This is a genomic window from Paenibacillus sp. 203 (assembly GCF_037027525.1).
Classification (GTDB): Bacteria; Bacillota; Bacilli; order Paenibacillales; family Paenibacillaceae; genus Paenibacillus; species Paenibacillus polymyxa_B.
The window spans coordinates 118,730-145,454 of the sequence record NZ_JAXCHD010000002.1 but is presented as its reverse complement, the minus strand read 5'-3'; the positions used below and the strand labels follow the sequence as shown (position 1 = coordinate 145,454).

General features: G+C 46.0%; 22 protein-coding genes. 19 read left to right on the top strand and 3 right to left on the bottom strand.

Going from position 1 to position 26,725, the window contains the following annotated elements:
• Positions 1-22: 22 nt before the first annotated feature.
• Positions 23-469, top strand: a complete 447-nt coding sequence (locus tag WA407_RS03785) for an acetyltransferase (RefSeq protein ID WP_336076827.1) — start codon at positions 23-25, stop codon at positions 467-469.
• 181 nt (positions 470-650) lie between these two features.
• A complete protein-coding gene (locus tag WA407_RS03780; RefSeq protein WP_336076826.1) occupies positions 651-1,508 on the top strand; it encodes a DNA-binding protein in 858 nt (285 codons plus the stop codon).
• 247 nt (positions 1,509-1,755) lie between these two features.
• Here WA407_RS03780 and WA407_RS03775 read toward each other — a convergent pair whose 3' ends face one another.
• Positions 1,756-2,646, bottom strand: coding sequence for a hypothetical protein (locus WA407_RS03775; protein WP_336076825.1), 891 nt, complete (start codon positions 2,644-2,646; stop codon positions 1,756-1,758).
• 254 nt (positions 2,647-2,900) lie between these two features.
• On the opposite strand from WA407_RS03775, the gene WA407_RS03770 reads away from it, so the two are divergent.
• The 6 genes from WA407_RS03770 to WA407_RS03745 all read left to right on the top strand — a co-directional run bounded on the left by WA407_RS03770 (position 2,901) and on the right by WA407_RS03745 (position 10,159).
• Positions 2,901-3,872 (top strand): ABC transporter permease, encoded by a 972-nt coding sequence (locus WA407_RS03770; RefSeq protein WP_336076824.1) that lies wholly within the window; start codon positions 2,901-2,903, stop codon positions 3,870-3,872.
• Between the two features lie 14 nt (positions 3,873-3,886).
• Entirely contained in the window at positions 3,887-4,774 is an 888-nt protein-coding gene (locus WA407_RS03765) for a carbohydrate ABC transporter permease (protein WP_254329708.1), read from the top strand.
• A gap of 26 nt (positions 4,775-4,800) precedes the next feature.
• Positions 4,801-6,447, top strand: coding sequence for an extracellular solute-binding protein (locus WA407_RS03760; RefSeq protein ID WP_336076823.1), 1,647 nt, complete (start codon positions 4,801-4,803; stop codon positions 6,445-6,447).
• A gap of 46 nt (positions 6,448-6,493) precedes the next feature.
• Positions 6,494-8,455 (top strand): sensor histidine kinase, encoded by a 1,962-nt coding sequence (locus WA407_RS03755; RefSeq protein ID WP_336076822.1) that lies wholly within the window; start codon positions 6,494-6,496, stop codon positions 8,453-8,455.
• Positions 8,427-9,215 carry a response regulator transcription factor gene (locus WA407_RS03750; protein ID WP_336076821.1) on the top strand — a complete coding sequence of 263 codons (789 nt, stop codon included), beginning with the start codon at positions 8,427-8,429 and terminating at the stop codon, positions 9,213-9,215. The genes WA407_RS03755 and WA407_RS03750 overlap by 29 nt, the downstream gene beginning before the upstream one ends.
• A 131-nt stretch (positions 9,216-9,346) precedes the next feature.
• Positions 9,347-10,159, top strand: a complete 813-nt coding sequence (locus tag WA407_RS03745) for a DUF3891 family protein (RefSeq protein ID WP_235308192.1) — start codon at positions 9,347-9,349, stop codon at positions 10,157-10,159.
• Positions 10,160-10,273: 114 nt separating this feature from the next.
• Here WA407_RS03745 and WA407_RS03740 read toward each other — a convergent pair whose 3' ends face one another.
• Entirely contained in the window at positions 10,274-10,411 is a 138-nt protein-coding gene (locus tag WA407_RS03740; protein ID WP_023988334.1) for a hypothetical protein, read from the bottom strand.
• 257 nt (positions 10,412-10,668) lie between these two features.
• On the opposite strand from WA407_RS03740, the gene WA407_RS03735 reads away from it, so the two are divergent.
• From WA407_RS03735 to WA407_RS03705, 7 genes are all read left to right on the top strand, one after another.
• On the top strand, positions 10,669-11,814 hold the full coding sequence (locus tag WA407_RS03735) for a glucose-1-phosphate adenylyltransferase (protein WP_165175507.1): 1,146 nt from the start codon (positions 10,669-10,671) through the stop codon (positions 11,812-11,814).
• A 23-nt stretch (positions 11,815-11,837) separates the two neighbouring features.
• A complete protein-coding gene (gene glgD, locus WA407_RS03730) occupies positions 11,838-12,941 on the top strand; it encodes a glucose-1-phosphate adenylyltransferase subunit GlgD (protein ID WP_336076820.1) in 1,104 nt (367 codons plus the stop codon).
• A 45-nt stretch (positions 12,942-12,986) separates the two neighbouring features.
• Positions 12,987-15,428 (top strand): glycogen/starch/alpha-glucan phosphorylase, encoded by a 2,442-nt coding sequence (locus WA407_RS03725; protein ID WP_336076819.1) that lies wholly within the window; start codon positions 12,987-12,989, stop codon positions 15,426-15,428.
• Between the two features lie 202 nt (positions 15,429-15,630).
• On the top strand, positions 15,631-16,182 hold the full coding sequence (locus tag WA407_RS03720; RefSeq protein WP_028542387.1) for a DUF2062 domain-containing protein: 552 nt from the start codon (positions 15,631-15,633) through the stop codon (positions 16,180-16,182).
• Positions 16,183-16,282: 100 nt separating this feature from the next.
• Entirely contained in the window at positions 16,283-16,510 is a 228-nt protein-coding gene (locus WA407_RS03715) for a hypothetical protein (protein WP_336076818.1), read from the top strand.
• 211 nt (positions 16,511-16,721) lie between these two features.
• Positions 16,722-19,397 carry a YhgE/Pip domain-containing protein gene (locus WA407_RS03710; RefSeq protein WP_336076817.1) on the top strand — a complete coding sequence of 892 codons (2,676 nt, stop codon included), beginning with the start codon at positions 16,722-16,724 and terminating at the stop codon, positions 19,395-19,397.
• 398 nt (positions 19,398-19,795) lie between these two features.
• Positions 19,796-20,770, top strand: a complete 975-nt coding sequence (locus WA407_RS03705; protein WP_254329718.1) for an aldo/keto reductase — start codon at positions 19,796-19,798, stop codon at positions 20,768-20,770.
• 178 nt (positions 20,771-20,948) lie between these two features.
• Here the strand turns inward: WA407_RS03705 and WA407_RS03700 are convergent, their stop codons facing one another.
• On the bottom strand, positions 20,949-21,176 hold the full coding sequence (locus WA407_RS03700; protein ID WP_235308196.1) for a hypothetical protein: 228 nt from the start codon (positions 21,174-21,176) through the stop codon (positions 20,949-20,951).
• Positions 21,177-21,365: 189 nt separating this feature from the next.
• Here WA407_RS03700 and WA407_RS03695 point away from each other — a divergent pair, with 189 nt between their 5' ends.
• The 4 genes from WA407_RS03695 to WA407_RS03680 are packed head-to-tail and all read left to right on the top strand — an operon-like array spanning position 21,366 to position 26,722.
• Positions 21,366-22,007 (top strand): universal stress protein, encoded by a 642-nt coding sequence (locus WA407_RS03695; protein WP_336076816.1) that lies wholly within the window; start codon positions 21,366-21,368, stop codon positions 22,005-22,007.
• Between the two features lie 47 nt (positions 22,008-22,054).
• Positions 22,055-24,913 (top strand): Na+/H+ antiporter subunit A, encoded by a 2,859-nt coding sequence (locus WA407_RS03690; protein WP_336076815.1) that lies wholly within the window; start codon positions 22,055-22,057, stop codon positions 24,911-24,913.
• Position 24,914: 1 nt separating this feature from the next.
• Positions 24,915-25,250, top strand: coding sequence for a Na(+)/H(+) antiporter subunit C (locus WA407_RS03685; RefSeq protein WP_061830354.1), 336 nt, complete (start codon positions 24,915-24,917; stop codon positions 25,248-25,250).
• On the top strand, positions 25,247-26,722 hold the full coding sequence (locus WA407_RS03680; RefSeq protein ID WP_336076814.1) for a Na+/H+ antiporter subunit D: 1,476 nt from the start codon (positions 25,247-25,249) through the stop codon (positions 26,720-26,722). Before WA407_RS03685 ends, WA407_RS03680 begins: the two co-directional genes overlap by 4 nt.
• Positions 26,723-26,725 lie beyond the last annotated feature (3 nt).

The following is a 26,725-nucleotide window of genomic DNA, read 5'->3' as shown; positions in this document are numbered from 1 at the left end:
TTAAATGAAGGGGGAAGTACAAGTGCAAAATGAAATTGTTGCTTATCGTGAAGAAAATCATGATCAACTCGTTGATATTTGGCAGCGGGCTGTACGCCGGACACACACATTTTTGTCGGAAGAGGACATTCAATTTTATCATCATATCGTACGCAATGGTGTTTTAAGAGAACTTGAAGTTTGGATGGAATGGAATACAAGTCAAGAACCAACAGGTTTTATCGGGCTGGACGGATTGAAAATAGAGATGCTGTTTGTGGACCCTGAACGGCATGGGCAGGGCATAGGTAGCCGACTCATCCAGTATGCTGAAAAAATAAAAGGGAAGCATCTCAAAGTGGACGTGAATGAGCAGAACGAGAAAGCGTATGCTTTCTACAGACATTACGGCTTTGTACACACGGGGCGATCTGCACTGGATGGATCAGGTAGGGCATTTCCTTTGCTTCACATGGAAATGAACAAGTGAACGATCCACTTACATCGGTATTTTAAAAACTGGAATATATTATCATAATGCACTTGTCATATGTTTGAATTTATGATATAACTTAATTACGTAATAACTACGTAATTAAGTTATATTTAGTTGGGATTTAGATCTTACTTTTGTTTGGTGAATATAAAAGTCGGATAAGGAGGCGGGAACGGTGGATGATCTTGTTCACTCCGACATCACAGATCTAGACACACTTGTTAACATGATTAAGCTGTCTTTTTCATTTGCGGATGGTGCCAATATGATTGCTTTATGCGACCGGTTGTATAGCCATGTCAACCAAAAGTATCAGGAATTACAGCTCTACAAAGCGCGCAAGAAACCTATACAACCCATACATACCAAACGGCCGCTAGTCTACTACTACGGCTACAGTCATCTTATGAAAGGCATGGCCTTCCAAAAACAGGGCAAGTATGAGGCCGCTCGCGATTGCATCGAAAAATATGCAGAATTGGGCTGGTTTAATGATCTCGATCAATATGGGGAAGCAGAGGTTGAATATTACCGCTATGCTGCCAGAGCTAATTTGTATGCCCTTGATATTTTGTCAGGCCATGCCGAAGTGTTGCAGGAATACATGCAATTTCTTCGTAATAATCCGGAAGAGCTGTTGCCGGGGCTTCTTTCTATCGTTGAGGGAGCGTCGAGATATGACTATCCTTTAGAGGCTGTGCTTGAATCATTTGCCGAACAAATTGAAGGTTTTAAATATTTTGAAGAGCCCGTGAATGTATCTTATTATTTTCGCTTCTGCTATCAACTGGCTCTTTATTATATCAAGCAACAACAGTTTACGGTTGCGCTGGGCTATATCCTGCAATCTCTCATGCTGTCCGATACCCTGGGTATGGAACATGAGCATGAGTTTAGGAAATGTACCGCTATATTTGAAATTTTCAGATCGCAAGCTACAGCAACACAGCAAGACCAATATATAACTATTTTAAAAGGAGTGTTAAAGGATGAAAAAATTGATTTCACGCCCTCTGTCGCTCAGTCTGTTTAGCTTGCTAGTGTTTGTTACAAGTCATGACCTCATCACGGTATTCTATCATGGAGCTAATCATTAAGAAGGCAGAAGTAAAGTAGAGAATTAGTTGTTTTAGCAGGTAGGCAGTTCATTTGAAAATATGATGTGGAAGTACACCCAATAGCAAGTAAGCTCATTAAGATCAGGGCTTACTTGCTATTTGGCGTATTATGAAGATCGATCATAACGCATATATATAACGTGGTACATGTCCCAAAATTATTTAAGCTGTCGTAGGTTTATGCAGCAAACCTTGTTCTGAGGGGTGCAATGAAATTCTTGTCTGTTGGTAGCACGGGAATGGTTCTTCCGTGCTGTATGATCTGCTTTTTAACACTGCATCCAGTGTCCGTAGCAAGGAGCCTATGAATTGCTCTGGAGAAAAGAAAATGCTTTTCCCGACCATATGAATGTGAAGCTCGTTATGGTCACGGTTACTTACAGACAGCAATATACCTTGACCCTGAAAACCCGTACCGATTGCGCGTATTTTGTTTATACCCGAGAGCAGCATTTCCGTTTTCACCGCACGCCCCTGTTCCTCCACAAATACAGAAATCAGACGTTTGTCTGTAACGATAACAATTTGGTTACCCCGAAACGTATGGCTCAGGTGTAGAAAATCTTTATATACCCCAATAGTCTGCTCATGCGGAGAAACAATCCCCATTCGTACAAACTCATCCTGCTCAGTGATATCGGGCTCCTGGTGATTTTTAATTCGTTTTTTGATACTGAACTGAATGGTTAGGATACCCAGAATAGCTATGAGAAAAGCGCTAAGTCGGACGTTAAATACAAAGAACATCAGGACAATAAGGCCGCCTACTAACCACTGTCCCCAAGTTAGATAGCGCAGCTTTTGTTGTACCGTACGACGATAATAACCGTAGCCCTTTCCCGGTTGATACTCCTTAGTAAACTTTGTCATACCACGCATCATGGTTAATCCATAGACGGATAAAATTGTCATCGCGAGCGCCAAGAGCGTCATAAGCCATTCCTGAGCTGCAATGCCAACTAAAGTACACAGGCCAAACATGATGAGCCCCGCCCAGCAGGCAACCTTTTTAATTCGAACCTGTTTCTGAATCGAACGAACCAATTCTTCCATTCTTAATCCTCCTGATCTAGGTATATAGGTAATGATTGGAATTACATATAGTCTTATCGTACCATCTGATAGTCTTCTTCGTAAATTAATAGATGTAAAAATCCAAAGGATGGAAGAAAACTTGTGCGTATAGTTAGATCCCCACCTGAAATTTAGATACCAAAATCAAAAAATCCAGTACTACTCATTCGAAGCAGAAGCCTCTAAAATAATAAATGTAAGTGCTTACATTAAAGAGAAGGGAGGTCTTCTGTATGAGTACAGGATGGAAAAATCCGCAGCCACAGCCACAGCCGCCGGTTCGATCGGGTAGAGGGGCATCATCACTAGCGCGCAAATGGGTTCAACAAAGACATTTGCAGACCATGGCGCTGCTTGGGGTGGTTTGGATGATTATTTTTCATTACATTCCGATGTACGGTATTTTAATTGCGTTCAAACATTTTGACATCATTGGAACCATATCAAGCGCACCATGGGCGGGGTTAGAGCATTTTCGGGCCTTTTTGGAGGATGATAACTTTTGGTACATTGTCAAAAACACACTGGGCATTAGCCTGCTCAAGCTGGCGATCGGATTCCCGTTGCCCATTGTATTTGCTCTCTTCCTGAATGAAATACGATCTACTCGGTTCAAAAAATCTATTCAGACCATTTCGTACCTTCCTCACTTTTTATCTTGGGTCATTCTTGGTGGGATCTTAACGACGTGGCTGGCAGATACCGGGATGATTAATCAACTGTTGCTATCCTGGGGGTGGATTGACCAGCCGATCAGTTATTTGGCAGAGCCGAGCTATTTTTGGGCTATCGTCGTTAGCTCGGATATCTGGAAGGAGCTTGGATGGTCAGCTATTATCTATTTGGCAGCAATGGCGGGGGTATCTACGGACATGTACGAAGCGGCCACCATTGACGGGGCCGGACGCTTTCAGAAAATGTGGTACGTCACACTTCCCGCTCTCAAGGGGACAATATCCATTTTGTTTATTTTGGCGGTCAGCGGCATATTGAACTCCAACTTCGATCAAATTCTCGTCCTGCGTAACTCGCTGAATGAAAGTGCAAGTAATGTAGTTGATATTTATGTATATCAGGTGGGCATTCAGCAGGGCCGTTTCTCGTATTCTACCGCAGTGGGTTTGCTAAAATCGGTTCTTGCTCTCATTTTGCTGCTAATTGCCAATTCGGTGACCAAGCGGGTGAATAATACATCCCTATTTTGAAGGAGGACGGCTGCATGCAGCTATTGCAACGCAGAACAGCAGGCGAAGCGATATTCGATTTCGTGAACAACGTCTTCATGCTGATCATTTGTTTTGTGACGTTGTATCCCGTGTGGTATGTGCTGGTGAACTCCTTTAACGAAGGAGCAGACGCAATGAGGGGCGGCATTTACTGGTGGCCGAGGGTCTTCAGTCTGGGCAGCTATCAGGCTGTGTTTGCCAACAACGGTATTATGACTGCGATGGGAGTGACTATTGCCAAGACATTAATCGGCACGATTGTTCATGTGTTTTTTACCGCTATGATTGCATATGCATATTCCCGTAAGGAGCTGATCGGTCGCAAGCTGTATATGCTGATTGGCACCATTACCCTGTTTTTTGGTGGAGGATTGATTCCAACGTATTTGCTGATTCGTGATCTCGGACTGCTGGACAACTTTTGGGTGTACATCATTCCTGCGATGTTCAGCTTTTTTGACCTTATTATTTTTATGGCTTTTTTCCGAGAACTGCCGGATGCATTGGAAGAGGCGGCGAAAATAGACGGTGCGAACGATTTCGGTATCTTTTGCCGGATCGTGCTTCCTGTATCTATGCCGGTAGTAGCGACGATTGCGTTGTTTCATGGGGTATACCAGTGGAACGATTATTTTACTGGAATGATCTATATTAATAATACGGATCTTCAGCCGATTCAAACGTATTTGTACCGGGTTGTTGCCCAATCCAGCTCTAATCAGATGATGGCTGCTGCACCGGGGGTCGTTGCCCAGTCCGTCACTTCGCAATCGATCAAGCTGGCGACGATGGTTGTGACGACACTGCCCATTGTACTGGTATATCCTTTTCTGCAAAAATATTTCGTCAAGGGTCTGATGATCGGCTCGATCAAGGGATAGCACATCATCCAAGGGGGAGATTTATGATGAACATTCGCAAATGGCAGAAGGGGCTGTTGGCCTCTGTTCTGCTGGTGGGTTTGCTCGCGGCATGTACGTCCGGTGGAGGCGGTACTGTCACGGAATTGAAGGACGAGAAGACCAAGGCTACGGCAGATGTACCAGGATGGAAGGCGGATAAGGAGCCGATTACGTTTGACTGGTATTTGAACTTTTCCTGGTTCCCGAACAAGTGGGGGACGGATATGACCTCAAAGTATGTTACGCAAAAGACTGGGGTCAGCGTCAATTTTATCGTACCCGCAGGGAATGAAAATGAAAAGCTCAATACCATGCTGGCCTCCGGCAAGCTGCCTGATTTTGTCACGCTGGGTTGGGGAGAGGACGCGGTCAAAAAAATGATCGAGGGTAAGATGGTGCTTCCGCTCAACAAGCTGGCCGAGAAATACGATCCGTATCTGATTAAAATAGCTGATCCGGCGAAAATGTCCTGGTATCGCCAAACGGACGGGAATGTATACGGGTATCCTAACGCTTCTTCTTCGCCACAGGATTATCAAAAATACGGCCAAAATTTTGTGTCCAACCAGACGTTTATGGTTCGGAAGGATATGTACGAGGCGATCGGCAAACCAGATATGAGGACACCAAAAGGATTTTTGAAAGCGCTTCAAAAAGTGAAAGAGAAATTTCCGGAGGTGAACGGTCAGCCTCTTATCCCGATAGGATTTCACGAATTTACAGATAACGGAAATTATTCTTTTGAAGACTACTTACTCAATTTCCTAGCCATTCCTCATGAAAAGGACGGCAAGCTATACGATCGTCGTTCGGACGAAGAGTATATTCGCTGGCTCAAAACATTCCGTCAAGCAAATGAGCAGGGCCTGATCGCCAAGGACGTATTTATCGACAAACGTCCGCAAATGGAGGAAAAGGTGGCACAGGGCCGATATTTTGCCATGCTATATCAGCGTTCTGACTTTGCCACTCAACAGGTACTGTTATATGCGAAGGACCCGAACTCCGTCTATATCGCGGTGGATGGACCTTCGAACAGTAAGCTGGACCCGCCGACGCTGGCCGGGCCGGGTATTTCCGGCTGGACGGTGACGCTTATTTCGAAGGATGTCAAGGACAAGGAGCGAGCTATTGAATTTCTGACTTATCTGATTAGCGAGGAAGGAAATCGTGACCTGTATCTGGGGGAGCAGGGCAAGCTATGGGACATGGTTAACGGTAAGCCAGCCTTCAAGCCGGAGGTACAGGAGCTGCTGAACAAGGATCGTTCTGCTTTTGATAAAAAATATGGCGCCTCCTTCACCTTCTGGATGCTGATGGATACGAATATGAATTTGCAGTGGGCGCCGCCCAGCGTCGAGCCGTATAAGCAGCCAGAGGATTGGACGAAAGGCAAGACGAAAGGATTCTCCCAATATGACAACATTAAACCAACCGGAACTTCGGCAGAGGGCATTGCGTCAGGCCAGATAGATAAAATATGGGGTAAGACATTGCCGAAGCTGCTGCTGGCTTCCTCAGATGAGGAATTCGACCAGCTGTTTGCTCGCTTTTTGGAAGACCGCAGAAAAGCAGGATATGACAAAGTTATGGCCTATCAGCAAAAAGCCTATGAGGAAAACCTTAAGAAAATTGAACAGTTCACCAAATGATTTAATTTAATGCTTTAATCTATTGAACCCCTAAGGATGTGATTTCATGCCAGGCCGTGCACGTTCACAGATGAAGAGCCTGCTGCGCCGTACTATATGGCAGTGGATGAAGGGTACGGCCGATCGGCTTGGCGGTTGCTCCCTTCAAGTTAAGCTTATTGTTGCGTATATCGGAGTCATTTTAATCCCGGTGGTATTATTCTCGCTATATACCTTTCACCAACTGTACGAGAATACCATGCACGACATCACCGTACAAAATCAGTATGTGTTGGATACAGAGCTGGCCCATATTCATAGCAATATGGAAATTATGGAGCGAACCGCACAGCTTGCGATCTCAGATCGCAACGTACTTCGTTATCTGACCGAGGAACGTGAAATAAGCAGCGATGAGCTAGTCCAATTCAACTTGAATGTGTTTCCAAATTTACAGCACTTGCTGTACAGTAATCCCAATGTAGAGAACATTCGACTGTATACCAATAATCCCCAGACGCATGAAATATGGCCGATGATTTTCAAAGAATCACGATTGCCTAAGGCTTCCTGGCTGAAAACGGCCCAACTCCGACAAGGGAAAATATGGTGGGAAATGTACAAGGGGCCGAAAAGCTTACTTCTGGGGCAATCCCGGCAGGAAAGTGAGACAGTGCAGTATATGGCACTGCTGCGTGAAATTCAGTCTACCGGAGGAAGACACGCAGGTCTGGTAGAAACAAACATGAGGCTGGAGCTATTTTCACCTAGAGTATTTGGAATCCCACAACGTGATCGTGCATGGCAAATGTTCATTCTGGACGGCGATTCCAGCGCAAGGAACGCTGACAAACCAATGTCTTCTAGCGATATAGCTACAGCTTCCTCTCTATCAGATTCAATTTACATCCCTCTGTCCCATGTGCACCATCTGTTTCAGTCCCAGGTTCAGGGACCGGGTGGTGCTTTTGATTTTTCCTATGAGAATAAGCCTTATCTCGGTATGTATCGCTATATAGAAGGGTTGGACGCCTATTTGCTAAATGTGGTAGCGCTGGACGGTCCGCTGGGTGATCTCCGTCAGAAACGCAATGCCATGCTGCTCATTATTAGTATGCTGATTGTGTTTATGTCCGTCATTTCTTATACCCTGCATGCCTTCATTCTCAAGCAGCTACATACACTGCGTGAATCCATGAAGAAAGTAGAGCAGGAGGGTGACTTTCAGCTTAGAATTCCAGTATATGGGCGGGGAGAAGTGGCTGAGCTGGCTCTATATTTTCGCAGTCTGCTAAGTCGGATTAACGGACTCATTGCCGAGGCAGTACACAAGCAGGCCGCTGCTCAGGAGGCTGAACTGCTAGCGCTCAAGCATCAGATTGATTCCCATTTTCTCTATAATACATTGGAAAATTTAAAAATGATGGCGGAGATAGAACGGCAGTATCCGCTGTCGGATGCCCTTACCTCCCTTGGGTCGATGATGCGTTACAATCTCCAATGGTCCGGGTCATGTGTTGCGTTGCGGGATGAAATCCGACATATCCAGCATTACGTGGCCATCATGAACATTCGCCACGATAACCAAATTGGATTGGAAATTCATCTATCGTCGGCGTTTATGGAACTGGAGATGCTGAAAATGTCGCTGCAGCCTGTAGTCGAAAATGCTATCAAGCACGGTTGGAGTACATTGCAAAGCTCATTCAGCATCACGATTGAAGCCTACTCTAAGCAGGATATCATAGAATTGCGTATACAGGATAACGGAGTGGGGATATCTGAAGAAAGAAGAAACGCCATCATGGCTGGTCTAGCGCGAACGGATATGGATTCCCACGAGCCTGAGATGAATGGGGGAATCGGTTTGTATAATGTGCACCGCCGTTTAAGTATGCAGTATGGCGAAGAGTATGGCATAAGACTGGACAGCATCCCCGGACAATCGACGACAGTGACCCTAATTTTGCCTAGACGTTACATGATGAGGGGGGCGGACCATGCCGACCAAGCTGTTGATTGCGGATGACGAAAAAAATATTCGAATGGGACTTCAAGCTATGATCGAACGGGAATTTTCCGGTCTCTATGAATGTGTACTGGTCAAGGACGGAAGGGAAGCCTGGCAGCATGTGAAGCAGTTTTTGCCCGAGTTGGTGATAACGGATATCCGTATGCCTGTTATGGATGGCATTATGCTGATGCAGCATATTCGCGAGCTGGAGCCGGAACGCAGACCTTTGGTGATCATTCTCAGTGGATATGACGAGTTCCAGTATGCGCGCGAAGCGATTCGCTGCGGGGCACGGGAGTATTTGCTCAAGCCGATTGTAAGGGAGGAGCTGTTTGGTGCGCTGGCAGTTTTGAATGAGGAATTGAAGGAGAGGAACCACCTCATAGACGATAGTGTTGTCAGCGTAGAGAAAGATAGACTGGTTGGCGCGAGTGTCATCCCCGATAGAAACGGTAGCATGACACGTGCTATCCAATACATCCATGCTCATTACAGCGAGGATTTAAATATGGCAGTAGTATCCAATTCAGTATCCTTGAATTATACGTATTTTAGTCAGGCTTTCAAAGCCTATACAGGCCTTAGCTTTGTTCAATATGTAAAAAGGCTGCGCATTACAGAAGCCAAAAAGCTGCTGAAGTGTCAAGGGGGCAAGATTTATGAAATTGCGGCTAACGTGGGTTTTGACAATGCAAAGCATTTTAACAAAGTGTTTCGTGAGCTGGAGGGGATGACCCCACAGCAGTTTCGAGTGCAGAATCAAAAGGGTAATTAGATATAAAGAGGCGGAAAACTTGCCTGCCTTTTTACCCTTATCCTGATATAATAAACGTAAGCATAACCATGGCCTTCGATCAGAGAGTTTGTACACAATCACACGAATCGCCGAACGGAAGGGGAGAGCATATGGTTATTTATGAAACGGACCAAGCTTATATCATGACGACGCAGCATGACCATGCCCATATTTCGGGTGAGTTGGCTTCACAATGGGAAGAGAGTGCCTTCAAGAATAGACGTCATAAGCAGGATTTTGTATATGCAGCAAGGGAGCATGATCGGGGTTGGATACAGTTAGACGCTGCTCCTTTCTGGAATGATCATGTGTCTGCACCTTATACATTTATTGATTTTCCGCTCAGTCCACGTTTTGTTTTCTATCGTCTTGGGATTGATGAAGTCGAACAAGGAAGTATGTATGCGGCGTTATTGTGTAGCTTGATGTACAAGGAGCTAGTCGGACGGACCGAGCATCAAAACGCTCAGGACAAGCAGATTACGCATGCTTATCAGGAGGCGGAGGAACAGCGTCGGCAGAGGCTCAAACAGGAGCTGGCATGTGGCGTAACCTTCGACCATCAAGTGCGGACCGATGTACGGAGAATGTTGTTTTGCGACGAATTGAGTCTGTTTTTATGCAGCCGAGAGCCGGGTACGCCTACAGCAGATTATGAATGGTTTGCTGAAGGTTTAAGCTTCCCGGCTGTTCGACATGAAAGCGGGCGAGTTTGGGCCGAGTGGCTATCGGATCAGACTGTAGGTCTTTCCTTTTTTCCTTTCAGGGGTAAGGTAGGGATTACTCATACCTTTAAGCAGGTGGACAAGGAGAAAATTCATACCTTTGGTCTCCTAGAGGCTTACCGTTCTTCCGAATGGACGCATCGAACCTTTACCGTTGAACATATCATGGAAGTAGAAGAACATAAGGAGAATGCCTGACCGTCTACGGATACAGCCTCGAACCATATTTTGTTCGTAGACGCAAAAAAAAGTCAGAGCAAAGCCTCCCTGAACCATGATTCAGAGAGGCTCGCTTTTTCTACCTTTAACATTCTACGATTTTGCAGATGTTTTCGCACGATTGACAATGGTCTGTACTTTATTCAATACCTTATCGCGTGCCCCTTTATTTTTCATCAGATACGTAACACCCATTCCCAATGCTGCTACCACCCATTTTTTATTCTTCATGAATAACGCCTCCTTATGATCATGTTGTCATACACGAATACTTTAAAAGTATCCAAAATGTGAAAAGATGAACGGGATTTTACGATTTAGTGATTCCTTGCACTCGTTCCGCATAACTATGATTTTACCCTTCTCCATCACATCTTACCCGTTCCTTCGCCAATGAAACGATTACGACTGTCTTTTCATGTTTAATGGATATTATCAAATATCCCGCCACAATTGCTTCAGACGCACATGACAGGGAGGTCTTTGTTATGAGAAAGAAGGAAGTGGTTGCCATGCTGCTCGCCGGCGGACAAGGCAAAAGACTCAAAGGACTTACCCGTACACTAGCCAAACCGGCAGTGTTTTTTGGAGGGACTTACCGCATTATTGATTTCCCTCTCAGCAATTGCACTCATTCTGGTATAGACACCGTAGGCGTATTGACCCAATACGAGCCGTTGGTGCTTCATTCCTATATCGGCGTAGGCAGCGACTGGGATTTGGATCGCCTGGATGGAGGAGTGTTCGTTTTACCTCCGCACGAGAAAGAAAATGGAAACAACTGGTACAGGGGTACGGCGGATGCAATTTATCGAAACCTGCATTTCTTGGATCAGTATGACCCGGAGCATGTACTCATTCTGTCAGGGGATCACATTTATAAAATGGACTACAGTCGAATGCTCCACTATCACAAGGAGAAGGAAGCAGACTGCACCATTTCTGTCATCAATGTCACGATTCAGGAAGCCCAACGATTTGGGATACTGAACGCCGATGATGATCTGAAAATATACGACTTTGAAGAGAAGCCTGAACAGCCGAAAAGCACATTGGCCTCCATGGGCATTTATTTGTTCAAATGGGAGGTGTTACGTCGCTATTTACTGGAAAGCGCAAGCGATTCTGAATCCTCACATGATTTTGGCAAGGATATCATTCCATTACTGCTTCAGCATGGCCGGTCGCTGTATGCGTACCCGTTTGCCGGGTACTGGAAGGATGTAGGTACCATTCAGAGCTTGTGGGAGTCCAACATGGATCTTCTGGTTCAGGATCCGCCTTTGGATCTGAACGATCCTTCCTGGCGCATCTATACCCGCAGTCCCAATCAACCGGCCCAGTATATAACCCAACGGGCGATTCTCAAAAACAGTATTGTAAATGAAGGCTGCATGGTGGATGGAGAAGTAAGGCATTCTGTACTATTTTATGGGGTCGAAGTAGGTGAAGGGAGCGTTATTACCGATTCTGTCATCATGCCGAACGTAAAAATTGGGCGCAATGTACGTATCCACCGGGCTATCGTGAATGAGAACATCGTTATTGAAGACAACGCGTTTATCGGACCTGAAGATAGTTCTGATGAGATTATTTTGTTCGATCAGGAAAGCCAGCTTCATGCACGAATTTAACCCGGATAAGGACGGTGTCTGCTATGAGCCGACTCATTGGAGTTATCAACCTGGATCACGAACTGGATCAATTGAAGGAGTTGACCTATTTCCGGTGCGGGGCCGCAGTTCCCTTTGCCAGTCGATATCGGCTCATTGATTTTACCTTATCCAACATGATGCATGCAGGGGTGCATGATATTGCACTGTTTATCCGCCGCAAATACCGTTCGCTGCTGGATCATCTGGGTGAAGGTCGGCCTTGGGATTTAGACCGCAGACGGGGCGGGTTGTTTATTTTGCCACCGGACTGGAATGATCCGACGGATGCATCACGCGGAGATTTGCAGCATGTGCACAACAATCTGGATTTTTTTCATCGCTCATCGGGGCAAACCCTTGTTCACGCAGGAACCCAGCATGTCAATAAGGTTGATATCGAGGATGTATACCGTTATCATCGGGAGAAAAATGCAGATGTTACCCTCGTATATAAACCCATAGACCAGCTCGAATCTGAGCATGCTCCTTGTGCACGACTGGAGATTGATGAGAACGGACGGGTGACTGGTATTCATCATGAGCAGGATCATCATAATATTTATCTGGAAATGTTCGTGATGGACAAAGGCTTGTATCTGGATCAGGTGAAACATTGCATAGCCCATCAGGATAATCATTTCTTTCGCGATGCCATCCAGAAAAACCCAAGTGGGCTGCGCATTTATGCGTATCGTTATGAAGGTTATCATGCAGTCATTAATTCTATCGAGAGCTACTATAAAAATAGCATGAAGCTGCTGGATCAGCAGCAGTATCAAGCACTGTTCCAGAATCAGCCGGTGCACACCAAAATCAAGTATGAAGCCCCGACTCGTTATACGCACAGCGCCGAGGTGGATCATTCGCTTGTTGCCAATGGCTGCACCATTGGGGGCAAGGTCGAGAACAGTATTCTTTTCCGTGGAGTGCAGGTGGAGGAGGGCGCGCGGGTAAGCAACTCGATTATTATGCAAAAATGTGTCATCCGTAAAGGGGCAGTTGTGGAGAATGTGGTTTTAGATAAAGATGTACAGCTTTCACCAGATCGAACTCTGATTGGAGACATTAGAGTTCCCTATGTCATTGCCAAGAATAGCGTAATTTAAAGGATATACTTAGCCATTAAAACGGAAATAACAGGAGGTACAACTTTGTTCAGCAATAAAGAAGCTTTTAAGCAGGCTTTTCGAGAGCAACTGGTCGGAAGGCTGGGCAAACCGATGCAGGAGGCTCAGTCGGAAGACGTATATAAGGTTTTGGGTAGCATGATTCGTGAACAAGTCGGCAAGAATTGGGCAGAAACGAACCAAGCCTACAAAGAAGGACAAGAGAAGCAGATTTATTATTTCTCACTGGAATTTTTGATAGGTCGTCTACTGGGCAGTAATCTGCTGAATTTGGGCGTACTGGATATGGTTCGGCAGGCATTGGGTGAACTGGGCTGGGATCTGGAGGAAATTGAAGAACAGGAGGCGGACGCGGGGCTAGGTAATGGTGGTCTCGGCCGTCTGGCGGCTTGCTTCATGGACTCGCTGGCATCCCTTGGCTATGCAGGACATGGCTGCGGCATCCGATATAAATATGGTCTGTTTGAACAGCGTATTGTGGATGGTAATCAGGTTGAACTGCCGGATTACTGGCTACAGAAAGGGAATGTCTGGGAGGAACGCCGTCCTGACAAAAAGGTCGAGGTTCATTTTTGGGGAAGAGTGGAAACCCGTGAACAGGAGGGACGTCTTGTATTCGAGACACAGGATGCCGAAACAGTCTGGGCTGTCCCTTACGATATTCCGCTGGTGGGCTATGGTCATGCGCAGGTGAATACGCTGCGGATTTGGAGTGCGGAATCAGCGCTTGATCCCGTTCGAGGACCGATTCGAGGCGAGGGCGGTTATTACCGCTTTCTCGACTACAATCGATCGGTGGAATCCATCTCGGCATTTCTATATCCGGATGACTCCAATTATGAGGGAAAGCTGCTTCGCTTGAAGCAGCAGTATTTCCTGTGCTCGGCCGGATTGCAAAGTATTTTGCGTACGTTCGAGAAGCTTCGTTTACCTTATAGCCAGTTGCCCGATAAAATAGCACTGCACATTAACGATACACATCCGACGCTGGTTATACCGGAACTGATGCGTATTCTGATAGACGTGAAGGGCTTGGGCTGGGACGATGCATGGGATATTACGACGCGAACCGTTTCATATACAAATCATACGATATTAAGTGAGGCGCTGGAACAATGGCCTGTCAATATGGTACGGGAGCTACTTCCTCGTATTTTCTTGATCATTGAAGAAATAAACAAACGTTATTGCGCTATGCTACTGGAGCGTTACCCGGGTCAGGACATCAAAATTGGTGAAATGGCGATTATTCACGGTGAACAAATCCGTATGGCTCACTTGGCAATCGTCGGCAGCTATAGCGTTAATGGGGTAGCTGCGCTGCATACGCAAATATTAAAGGAACGAGAGATGAAGTCGTTTCACGAGCTGTACCCTGACCGTTTTAATAATAAAACAAACGGGATTGCCCATCGCCGCTGGCTAATACATGCCAACCCGGAGCTGGCAAGCTTGTACGATGAGACCATCGGCACACGTTGGAGGACTCGTCCAAGGGAGCTCATCGACCTGCTTCGTTACAGTGGGGACGAGTCGTTCAAAGAACGGATACAGACGATTAAGCGAAATAATAAAGTCAGGCTCGCTGAGCATGTTTTTGCAAAACAGGGCGTGCGGCTGGATACGTCCTCCATTTTTGATGTACAGGTCAAACGGTTGCATGGTTATAAGCGACAGCTGCTCAACATTTTGCATGTGATGCATTTATACAGTCAGCTTAAAAGTAATCCGGGTCTGGATGTGACGCCACGCACGTTTGTTTTTGGAGCCAAAGCCGCCCCCGGTTATTTTCTCGCCAAACAGACGATCAAGCTTATTAACAACGTGGCGGACACGATCAATCGGGATGTAGATGTCAAGGACAAGCTGAAAGTCGTTTTCCTTGAAAATTATTCGGTCTCGCTAGCGGAGCTGATTATTCCTGCGGCGGATGTCAGTGAGCAGATTTCCACGGCAGGCAAGGAAGCCTCAGGCACAGGGAACATGAAATTTATGATGAACGGTGCGCTCACAATAGGTACATTGGACGGAGCCAATGTTGAAATGCATGAAATGGTAAGCGATGCCAACATGTTCATTTTTGGATTAAAGGTGGATCAAATTGAGGCATATTACCGAGACGGCCAGTATTCGGCGCGCAAAACAGCCAACAGTGACGAAAGACTGCGTGAAGTGTTGGATCAACTCGTGAACGATGCTCCTTTTACTCGGCATGAACGGGAATTTGAGGCCATTTATCAATCCCTGATTGATCATAATGATGAATACTTTGTGCTCAAGGACTTCGCATCCTATGTGGATACACAGGTTCACATTGAACAAGTGTATCGGAATCCCTCGGAGTGGACTCGGCGTGCTATTGTGAATATGGCCCATTCCGGGAAATTTTCTAGTGATTGTACGATTCAGCAGTACGCGGCTGAGATTTGGGACATTGTACCTCTCCAAAACGATGTCAACAAGTGAATTCTGTCCTAAAACGGCGAAACAGGCGGAATAACATTGCTTTTCGAACGCTGAGGGTTATAATGACAGTATAGACATAAGTAAGGATGGGAGCTGTATTGACTCATTCCTGAACTTGAATAGTACTGTTGAAGGAGTCCTCCTATTGATAAAGCTCAATCCGAAAAGGCTCAAACCTCATAAATCGAAGAAGAAATATAATATGTTTCAAAATATATGGCGTGCGATTCGGCTGAATTTCATCAAGCTGTTACGCGCCCCTGGTGGAGTTAAAAAGATTTCTTTGGGCTTCGCCATTGGCTTTGCGTTGGAGATGATCGTGATTTCCACGGCTTCTCTGGTATACCTTGTTTTTTATCCGATTGTTCGTCTCTCTGGTGGCTCGCTGCCTGCTGCCATTGTGGGTAACGTTGTAGGTAAGCTGACCTTTTTACCAATTGTACTGATGCCATTCGCCAAGCAAGTGGGAGCTTGGATTTATCCATCTCATTATCCGGTACATGTCAGGGGCGGACGACTCCACGAGCATTCTTTTATGGAGCTGTTTCACGGCAACTGGTCTGTATTCAGAGACTTGCTCCACGGAGGCTTGCACATCCTGATCGGCATGTCGATTTTCGGTGTGGTGCTGGGCATTATCTCGTATTTTGTCATTCAGGTTCTGTATAATCGTTCGCTGCACAAACGGTTGGAAAAGCGGAAGTTGCGTCATGGTGCAGCATTTTCGGCGGCCAGACTGCTGAAGAATGGATAATGTAGTGAATGAGAAGCTCCTTGAGCCTAAAAATAAGGCTTGAGGGGCTTCTTTGAGTTAGGACAAAAATCCCAATTGAGATGTCAGGAGGAATCGACCCATGAATAAATGGAGCTCTGTCACTGCAACAGTTGTGGCAATATCCATGCTTTTGGGAACGGCTCCAGTTCCAGTTGCAAGGGCACAGCAGCCCGCCGCTGTCATAGCTCAAAACGCACAAACTTCTGTTAACTTGGACCCAACCGCCACTAAGCATTTAACAGATGTGCTGAACACAATTAGCGGGGAAACAAACGATAGAGTTTACAAGTGCAGACACCTCTTTTGACGCTTGGACGGTAAACGGTACTATGGCTATGCTCGCGAATGGAGTTCGAAATTAAGCAGATTGATTTTATTGAAAAGCGTATGATCTCTATAAGTGCCATACGTTTTTACATATTTTGTAACAGGATTGGCTTCATTCGCTCGAATCGTTTACAATACGTGTGCATACAACAATGGACGACAGGTTAATGTACATACGAGGAGTGATGAAGTTGCGGAAGATATGGCAAATCTACTTAACAGACTGGAGAAATGTATTCAAAGTATCGACCGGGACTTTATTAGTCATTGGCATCATTCTTTTGCCTTCCGTCTATGCATGGGTGAATTTGAAAGCGATGTGGGATCCGTATGCGAATACATCTGGGATTAAAATTGCAGTAACCAGCCAAGATCAGGGTGCAGAAGTGAATGGTAAAAAGATTAATATCGGCGATGAGGTTTTGCATAACCTTCAAAATAACAAGAAGCTGGGTTGGACTTTTGTCAATGAAGCGGAAGCACGAAAAGGTGTGTTGAATGGTGATTATTATGCCAGCCTGCTGATCCCAAAAGATTTTTCAGAGAAAATTACAAGTGTGCTGACGGAAAATCCGCAAAAGCCGGAAATTGATTACGCCGTAAATGAAAAAATTAATGCAGTAGCTCCGAAAATTACATCTTCGGGGGCAACCTCTCTGACGAACCAGATTAGCCAAAACTTTATTGAAACTGCCAGCCAGGCCGTATTGACGAAGTTGAAGGAAGCCGGAGTCAAGTTGGAGGAGGAGCTCCCGACGATTCGTAACATTGAGAACCGGGTGTTGGAGCTGAATAATCGATTGCCGGATATCGAAAGGTTGGGCAAACAGGCATTGGAACTGGAGCAAAATTTGCCGAAAATAAAGGCACAGGGACAAAAGATCATTGCATTGAAGGAGAAAATTCCTGAAATTAACCGTGCCGGTGACCTGGTGCTCAAAATTGACAAAAACATGCCTGAGCTGGACAAGGTAGCCACTGTTATTTTGGATATCCAAAAAAGACTACCTGATATTCAAAAGGCCGGTGATCGAATTGTTGAACTGGATCAAAATTTCAGCAAGGTAGAAAGCGCACTGGCTACCGCTTTAGAGGACACGCAAACGGCCCTTAAGGTCATTAATGCTGCTCAGAAAGCACTGCCAGAAGTACAGAAAATAGCGGACACAGGCAAGGACTTTACAACCGGTTTACTTGAATTTTTGGACAAAAACGAGGGCGCGCTTGATTCGATTGGTACAGTAGTTAAAGAAGATTTACAGCTGGTACAACAAATCGCGAATGAAGTTTCTCAGATTACAGATATCATTCGTGGTGTGGATTTTGATCCTAAAGCAGCACAAGCTGCGGTGAAACGTGTCAGCGGTAGGCTGACAACTGCCGTGGGAGTGCTGGATCATATTTCTCAATTGCTGAACCGTGTGAACGGATATTTGCCAAGTCAACCTCTGGATTCACTTATTTCCCGTGTGAGCGGGGTGGAGGATCGTTTCCGTCGTCTGAATAGCACAGTAACTAGTATTGGGGATGCCATTCAGCGCGGCGAAAAGCCTGCGCAAAATCTGCTGGATGACACTGATCGCCTGGCAGGAGAAATCAGTAGCGGAATTGACAGCATTTTGGGCAATTATGATACGGAGTATGCACCCGCCATTCAAAAGGCGCTGGATCAGATCAAATCCGTTGCCCGCAATTCTGCCAATGTGCTGACTACAGCTCAAGAGCAGCTACCGAATATTGAAAAGCTATTGAATGACGCACAGGCTGTAGCAGAATTCGGTCAGCAAGAGCTAACACGGCTCCAGCAGGATCTGCCACAATACCGTCAAAAACTGCATGAAGCGGCGACGACGATTCAGGAACGTATGGGCGAGTTTACGAATGCTGTGAACAAAGCGGCAGACTTCGTAAATAACGATTTGCCGGCGGTTAAAAATAAAATTCATCAGGCAGCAGATTTTGTGCGTAATGATTTGCCCAAAGCGGAACAACAGTTTGTCAAAATGGCTGATTTAATTGAAAATAAATTTCCTGAAGCTGAAAAAGCGGTACACCAAGTAGCCAATTTTGTAAGGACCGATCTTCCAGCTGCCGAGGATTCCATACGCCAGGCTGCAGACACAATTCGCAAGCTTAAGGGCGAAAATGCGCTCGGACGCGCTATTGCATTGCTCAAGGGGGATGTGAAAAAGGAAAGTGATTTTCTCGGCAGTCCGGTATCGTTGAAGCAGGAACGGATATACCCAATCCCCAACTATGGTTCGGCGATGTCACCTTTTTACACTACATTGTCGATTTGGGTGGGTGCGATGCTACTGGTCTCAATGTTTAGGGTAGATGTGGATGACCCGGAAGGACAATTTAAAAGCTACCAAGTGTATTTCGGACGGCTTATGACATTCTCCACGATTGGTATTTTTCAGGCGCTGAGCGTATCTCTCGGTGACTTGTTCCTGCTCGGGGCGTATGTGGATGCCAAAATAGCTTTTGTACTGTCCTCTATGCTGATCAGTCTGGTGTTTACGGCGATGACCTATACACTAGTTTCTGTGTTCGGCAATATCGGCAAGGGACTGGCAGTCATCCTACTGGTGCTTCAATTCTCCAGTTCAGGAGGGACATTCCCGATTGCGACGAGTACACCGTTCTTTCAGGCGCTGAATCCGTTTGTACCATTCACCTATGCGGTTAGTCTGTTACGAGAGACAGTAGGAGGGATGTTGCCTTCAACGGTGACACGGGATGTGGTGATGCTGTTTGTATTTATCGGTGTTTGCTTCCTGTTTGGATTGGTGTTTAAGAAGCCGCTCAGCAAGCATACGAAAAAAATGGCCGAGCGAGCGAAAGAAACGAAATTGATTCCTTGATTGTAAAAAAAGTGAGTTACGGTGGTTGAAGTGAGCCGCTCCGCGAAGGATTTGATCTTACGATCGCTGTTGCCACGGGATTCTTTGGATTAGATAGATATGAAAAGGTAAGAATCCCGTGGCAAAGGCGAACGCTTCGCTTCTCCAGATTCAAATTCTCCGCTCCGCTGTAACCACCGTAAAGTCACTTCTTTTAATATTTGGCGGGTAGTATAAGGGGAGATGGCCTCGCGCTTGCTGCTTCGGCGGTGCGTGGGGCTTTTTTGCATGCGCTATCCCTTTAAATTGATTTTGAGGTGTTTCAATGTGGTTTGTTCTGGTGAATAAACGGAGTATGGTCTTTTTTGGCATGTCATTTTGCGGAATTTTAAAATCCTTAGGCAAAGGCGGGAGATAGTATGGAGTATTCATACTTAGGAAAGTCAGGCTTGAAGGTTAGTCGGTTATGTCTGGGCACGATGAATTTCGGACCGGAAACCGAAGAAAAGGATGCGTTTAAAATTATGGATGCCGCACTGGATGCAGGCATTAACTTTTTTGATACAGCTAATGTATATGGCCATGATCGTAAAGGTTGGACAGAGGAAATTATCGGACGTTGGTTCCAGCAGGGCAGCGGAAGACGCGAGAAAGTCGTGTTGGCAACGAAGGTATACGGAGATATGAAAAATGAACATGACGGACCCAATGCAGGATCAGGCTTGTCTGCTTACAAAATTCGCCGTCATTTGGACGCGTCGCTGAAACGTCTTCAAACCGACCATGTAGAGCTATATCAAATGCATCACATTGACCGTAATGTGTCATGGGATGAACTGTGGGGCGTATTCGAGTCCGTGGTGGATCGGGGACAGGTTGATTATATCGGTTCCAGTAATTTTGCAGGCTGGCATATTGCGGTGGCGCAGGCCGAAGCCAAGGCACGACGCTTTCTGGGGCTTGTATCCGAGCAGCATTTGTATAACCTGAACGAACGTTCCGCTGAGCTTGAAGTGTTACCGGCAGCTCAGGAGTTGGGTCTGGGTGTGATTCCATGGAGCCCGCTGGCGGGCGGACTGCTGGGACGGAATGCGTTAGCAGGTACTGGTTCTCGCAGCGCACGCGCCAAAGAAAAGGTGGAGCAGAATCGTGCGAAGCTGGAGCAATTTGCAGCATTGTCCCGCGAGCTGGGTGAAAAGGAAGACGTGATTGCACTGGCTTGGGTACTGTCCCATCCGGCCGTAACGGCTCCAATTATCGGACCACGGACCTTAGAACAGTTAGAGGATGCTCTACGGGTACCTGAGGTCAAATTGAGCGAAGATGTGCTTGCCAAGCTGAATGAGATTTTCCCCGGTCCGGGAAAACCTGCGCCAGAAGCCTACGCTTGGTAATCATACTTCGTACTCGTTATAAAGCATCATTCTTTGTGAGAAATAATCGGCAAAAAGCAGCAGATCGGGAATAGTCTCCTTGATCTGCTGTTTTTGTACTAGTCTCTCATCCTAAATCGTGGTTGGTAAAACGGCTATGTCAAGGGCTCATATTAAAGCTAATTGGAAAAGCTAACAACTATTCGCTAATCTTTCGTACGATCCGTACATACTCCCGGGGGAGAAAAGGAATGCTTATTAGAACAGGTTCAGCAAAATTGGCTGATCGGAATTTGTAACTTTCATTTGCTGATAACTTTTGGTTGCTCTTCACTGTTTTTGCATGGATATTATATTCAAGTCTCCAACCCACGACAAGCAACAGGCTAAAGAGACTGGTGCAGATCATCACTTTGCGCATCAACATGTTAACCACTCCTTTGTATGAAGATTCTCCATTTATACTAGGTGCTATACGCAAAAGGATTTACCTTTACAATCTCCCCGGTAAACTATATAATTAAAACTAATTGTATATTGGTTTACCCGGAGGAGCCTGCCAACAGCGGGCTCTTTTTGTGTTTTTTTCGTAAATTGGAAACAGGAGGCAGAGAAAATGATGGCGGAGATGAACAATGAGAGCATTATGGTGTGTGTCCATTATGGTCCGCACGGACAGCGGTTAATTCAAAGAGGCAGCGAGTTGTCCCGGTTTCTCGGGGCTCCTTTATATGTGCTTACAGTGGATGCAACCACAGATCATGAATACAACCAAAACAAGGAACAATACCTCTCGGGATGGGAAGAGCAGACTAAAAATGCTGGAGGAGCGTTTCTGATTCGTAAATGCAATGGGAAAAAGACAGCTGAGGTGATTGTGGAGACAGCCCGGGAAAAAAAGGTTACTCAAATCATCATCGGCCAGTCCAGTCAAACGCTATGGCAAGAGATTACCCGTGGTAATTTTGTCAACGATTTGATTGAACAACTGGGTCCTATTGATCTTCATATTGTGGCTGTACAGCGTTATCCCGAGCTTTTAGAGCACTCACATGAGAAGGGATTTTCTGCTTATTTGGTGAAGCAGGATGGAAGTTATGTACTGAGTGAAGAGCCTGGTGGAGAAGATACGATAAAAGGGATATTTTTCCGTGAGCTGGATACTGATTTCAACAGCGGTCTATTCAAAATCGTTAGAAATGGCGAAGCCCAGTATTTGAGAATTCTACAAAGTGAATGGATAAAGCCGCATTCCTAGAAGTTCATATACAAAAAAATAAGTTTATATAGGGGGAGTGCTCGACTGTGTTGCATGCTGCAATTTTGATTCCATTTCTGCTGGCTGTTCTAATCCCGTTGACCAAGGGCATTTCGCGCTTTCATACAGGTTGGACAGTCTTGCCCCTACCCACAGCTCTTTTCCTGTATTTCCTGACAAGGATATCGGACATTCAGGCTGGAAATGATACGATGTCAACTATACCTTGGATGCCATCGCTTGGGATTAATATTACGTTGTATCTGGATGGACTCAGCCTGCTGTTTGCTCTGCTGATTACGGGAATGGGCGCGCTGGTGATCTTGTATTCCATTTATTATCTTAATAAGCGGACGGAAGCGATTCGCCATTTCTACATCTATTTGCTCATGTTTATGGGAGCAATGCTTGGTGTCGTTTTGTCCGACAATTTGATGGTTCTATATGGATTCTGGGAGTTAACCAGTATTACGTCATTCCTGTTGATTGCCTTTTGGCACCGGCGGGAAAGATCCCGTTATGGCGCGCTGAAGTCGATGCTAATCACTGTCTTTGGCGGGCTGTCGATGTTCGCGGGGTTCAATCTGCTCTACGTAATGAGTGGAACGTACAGCATTCGGGAGATTATAGCCCAAGTCGGCTTATTGACCGAGTCCCCGTTGTTTATTCCGGCGATGCTGCTGATTCTACTGGGGGCATTTACTAAGTCCGCACAATTTCCTTTTCATATCTGGCTGCCCGATGCCATGGAGGCACCGACACCCGTCAGTGCTTATCTGCATTCAGCTACAATGGTTAAGGCGGGGTTATACCTTGTGGCGCGTCTTAGCCCCGTATTCGCTGGTCAGTCCGAATGGTTCTGGTTGGTCTCACTTTCCGGTCTGGTCACGCTTTTTTATGGATCGTTTAAAGCGATTAAACAAACAGATCTTAAAGCTCTGCTTGCCTATTCCACCATTAGTCAGCTCGGTCTGATTATGTGTTTGCTCGGGCTGGGATCGGCTTCTGCCTTTTTTTCTGGTACAGAGGAGTCGTTATTCTATACGACGGCTACTGCGGCGGCCATCTTTCATCTGATCAACCATGCCGTCTTTAAAGGCTCTCTATTTATGGTGGTTGGTATTGTCGACCACGAGGTGAACACTCGGGATCTGCGCAAGCTCGGTGGTTTAATGTCCTTAATGCCAGTCACCTTTTCTGTGGCGTTGATGGGGGCTTTCTCCATGGCAGGGTTACCACCATTCAGCGGTTTTCTGAGTAAAGAAATGTTCTTTACCGCTGTGTTAAATATTCGGGAGTTGGATGTTCTGAATACACAGTCGTGGATGATTCTAATTCCGGTGATTGCATGGATTGCCAGTGTATTCACTTTTGTTTATAGTATGATTCTGGTATTTAAGACTTTTACCGGTAAACTTCAGCCGGAGAAGCTCGATAAAATACCGCATGAAGCGCCGCTGGGTCTGTTGATTTCCCCAGTCCTGCTGGTTTCACTCGCTGTGGTATTCGGCTTATTTCCTGATCTCTTGTCTTATTCTCTGATTGAGCCGGCTATGGGCTCGATCTATAACGAGCTATTGTCGCCAGTGGAAACCTTTGGTGTCTCCATACATTTCTGGCATGGTTGGACACCTGAGATATTCATGACACTGGGTGTTATCGCTGCCGGGACACTTCTCTATAGAAGATACAGCCGACTGCGGATTCTGGATCGGGAATGGAACGGTAGCAATTTTCTTAATCTCATGTATGATGGATCTCTTCAAGTGCTGGAACGTGGATCGAACCGCTTCACAAATCTCTATATGACGGGATCAAACAGACACTATTTGCTTTATATATTTGGCTTTTTCGTCATTGCCTTGGGAAGTGTGATGCTTGGGACGCAAGGGATATCGCTGGGTATGATCCACTATGCTCCGTTAACCTTTTATGAGGCTGTCATTGTTGTTGTAATGCTTCTAGCAGCGTTTGCCGTACCCTTTGCTAAGTCGCGGGTCAACGCGATTTTGTTCACCGGTGCAGTCGGGTACATGGTGACCCTGCTGTTTGTTATCTTCCGCGCACCGGATCTTGCGTTAACACAAATGATCGTGGAGACAGTATCCGTCATTCTGTTCCTTCTGTGCTTTAAGTATCTTCCAAAGTTAAAGAAGGAGAAGGAGCGTCCGAGCTTTAGATTGCCGAATTTGATTATCGCTGTGGGTGTAGGAATTACGATAACACTCATTGCGCTGGCAGCCATGGGCAGCAGTCCATTCGCTCCCATTTCGGAGTTTTTCCTTAAAGAAAGCTATTCCTTGGCCGGAGGGAAAAACGTAGTCAATGTCATTCTCGTTGACTTCCGGGGATTCGATACTTTGTTCGAAATTATGGTTCTCGCTATTGCATCCCTCGGCATTTATGCCTTGATTAACTTGAAAATGGAGCCCGGCATTTCACCCGCCAACAAAAATAAGAAGGGAGGAAGAATTGCCTTTCCGTCCCAGAGTAATGATGTGATCCTGCGAACCCTGTCCAAGGTTATCATAATTGTGATTCTCACCTTCTCAATGTATTTGTTCTTTGCCGGACACAATAATCCGGGAGGTGGCTTCATCGGAGCGCTGATGACTTCAGCTGCGCTTATTTTGATGGCGATCTCCTTCGGAATGGACACGGTTCGTAAAGTCCTTCCGGTGAATTACCGCATGATCACGGCGGTGGGGCTGCTCATTGCAATTCTGACTGCGGCTGGCTCGTTTGTTTTCGGAGCCCCTTTTCTCAGCCATGCCTTTGGCCACTTTGATCTGCCTATTATGGGGGATACCGAGCTGGCTACAGCAGTCCTCTTTGATCTGGGGGTATACCTGGCTGTAGTAGGTGTGACCATGAGTATTATTTTTACCATAGGGGGGGATGAGTGAAATGGAACTGATTATGGCTGTAGCAGTCGGTATTTTATTTACAATTGGAGTGTACCTGATTCTATCTAAGGGTCTTTTGCGTATTGTTTTAGGTACTTCCTTGTTAACACATGGCGTCCATCTGCTGCTACTGACGATGGCCGGACTAAAGACAGGAGCTGCTCCAGTATTAGGAGGTAAAGCGGAAACTTATGTGGACCCTTTACCGCAGGCGTTAATTCTGACCTCTATCGTTATCAGTTTTGGAGTCACTGCCTTTTTCTTCGTGCTTGCTTACCGCTCATACCAGACGTTGGGCACCGATGAAATCGACAGTGTCAAGGGGGAAGAACAATGAGCAATCTCTTGGCACTACCGATTTTAATTCCCTTATGTACCGCCGTTATATTGATTTTTCTGAAGGAGAAGATTCTGCTTCAGCGGTTCATTAGTACAGTTAGCGCCATTTTGAATATTATGATTGCTCTTGTGCTGATTTACCGCGTTCATAGCGAGGGTATACAAACTTTGCAAATGGGAGGATGGGTGCCGCCGTATGGCATTGTGTTCGTGGGGGACATGTTTGCGGCTCTACTTGTGCTGACCGCTTCAGTGGTAAGCTTGGGTATTCTTCTCTACTCCTTCCGCAGTATTGGGGCAGAACGGGAACGTTTTTATTACTATACCTTTTTTCACTTCCTGCTTGTAGGTGTCTATGGATCATTTCTTACAGGAGATATGTTCAATTTGTTCGTTTTCTTTGAGGTTATGTTGATTTCCTCCTATGCCTTGATTTCTCTGGGGGGAACGAAGCTCCAACTTCGGGAAACGTCCAAATATTTGCTCATTAACATTGTGTCTTCCACACTTTTTGTGGCGGCAGTTGCTTATCTATATGCGGCTGTAGGCACCCTGAATATGGCTCATTTGTCTCAGCGGGTTGCTGAAGCGGGGCAGGGCGGCGTAATCAATGTGATCGCTGTTCTATTCCTGATTGTGTTCGCATTGAAAGCGGGTTTATTCCTCTTTTTCTGGCTGCCGGGTTCTTACAGTGCGCCGCCGTCTGCTATAAGGGCCTTGTTCGGTGCGTTACTGACAAAAGTGGGACTGTATGCAATCATTCGGACCTTTACTCTTATTTTTGTGAATGATCCCGGACTCACGCATACGTGGATCGCCTGGCTGGCGGCGGCTACGATGATTCTGGGAGGACTGGGAGCGGTAGCTTATAACGATATTCCTCGTATCTTTAATTACAACGTCATTATCAGTGTAGGTTTTGTGGCCTTCGGTCTGGCTGCAGCGACACCAGATGCATTGAATGGGGCGGTTTTCTATTTGCTGCACGATATGTTGGCGAAAGGATTAATGTTTATTCTTGGGGGCATCATTATCACTGCAGCGGGAACGGACCAATTAAAAGATATGGGGGGCCTCATCAAACGCTATCCCTTAATCGGCTGGATGTTCTTTATACTGGCCCTTGCACTTGTAGGTATTCCACCGCTTAGCGGGTTTGCCGGTAAAGTGTTGATCACTCGGGGCGGACTGGATGCCGGAATGTTGACATTATCCTTGATTGGGCTAGGCTCGAGCTTCCTTGTGCTGTATTCGCTGATCAAAGTATTCAAGCTTGCATTTTGGGGGAATGAACCCGAAGGCGACCTGCCGAAGATAAGGCTAAAAAGTGTGAATGCTGTGGCGGCCGGTTTGCTCGTCCTGGTTATATTGATGGGCATCGGGGCGGATTGGGTCTATTCCTATGTTGCACAAGCCGGTGATGTGCTGGCTCATCCCGCGCTATACATCGAAGCTGTAATAAAGGAGTAGATG

Bases quoted from the DNA above. Each gene is read 5' to 3' on its own strand.
- WA407_RS03775 (WP_336076825.1), bottom strand. From the start codon at position 2,646: ATGGAAGAATTGGTTCGTTCGATTCAGAAACAGGTTCGAATTAAAAAG.
- WA407_RS03770 (WP_336076824.1), top strand. From the start codon at position 2,901: ATGAGTACAGGATGGAAAAATCCGCAGCCACAGCCACAGCCGCCGGTT.
- WA407_RS03765 (WP_254329708.1), top strand. From the start codon at position 3,887: ATGCAGCTATTGCAACGCAGAACAGCAGGCGAAGCGATATTCGATTTC.
- WA407_RS03760 (WP_336076823.1), top strand. From the start codon at position 4,801: ATGAACATTCGCAAATGGCAGAAGGGGCTGTTGGCCTCTGTTCTGCTG.
- WA407_RS03755 (WP_336076822.1), top strand. From the start codon at position 6,494: ATGCCAGGCCGTGCACGTTCACAGATGAAGAGCCTGCTGCGCCGTACT.
- WA407_RS03750 (WP_336076821.1), top strand. From the start codon at position 8,427: ATGCCGACCAAGCTGTTGATTGCGGATGACGAAAAAAATATTCGAATG.
- WA407_RS03745 (WP_235308192.1), top strand. From the start codon at position 9,347: ATGGTTATTTATGAAACGGACCAAGCTTATATCATGACGACGCAGCAT.
- WA407_RS03740 (WP_023988334.1), bottom strand. From the start codon at position 10,411: ATGAAGAATAAAAAATGGGTGGTAGCAGCATTGGGAATGGGTGTTACG.
- WA407_RS03735 (WP_165175507.1), top strand. From the start codon at position 10,669: ATGAGAAAGAAGGAAGTGGTTGCCATGCTGCTCGCCGGCGGACAAGGC.
- glgD (WP_336076820.1), top strand. From the start codon at position 11,838: ATGAGCCGACTCATTGGAGTTATCAACCTGGATCACGAACTGGATCAA.
- WA407_RS03720 (WP_028542387.1), top strand. From the start codon at position 15,631: ATGTTTCAAAATATATGGCGTGCGATTCGGCTGAATTTCATCAAGCTG.
- WA407_RS03715 (WP_336076818.1), top strand. From the start codon at position 16,283: ATGAATAAATGGAGCTCTGTCACTGCAACAGTTGTGGCAATATCCATG.
- WA407_RS03705 (WP_254329718.1), top strand. From the start codon at position 19,796: ATGGAGTATTCATACTTAGGAAAGTCAGGCTTGAAGGTTAGTCGGTTA.
- WA407_RS03700 (WP_235308196.1), bottom strand. From the start codon at position 21,176: ATGTTGATGCGCAAAGTGATGATCTGCACCAGTCTCTTTAGCCTGTTG.
- WA407_RS03695 (WP_336076816.1), top strand. From the start codon at position 21,366: ATGATGGCGGAGATGAACAATGAGAGCATTATGGTGTGTGTCCATTAT.
- WA407_RS03685 (WP_061830354.1), top strand. From the start codon at position 24,915: ATGGAACTGATTATGGCTGTAGCAGTCGGTATTTTATTTACAATTGGA.
- WA407_RS03680 (WP_336076814.1), top strand. From the start codon at position 25,247: ATGAGCAATCTCTTGGCACTACCGATTTTAATTCCCTTATGTACCGCC.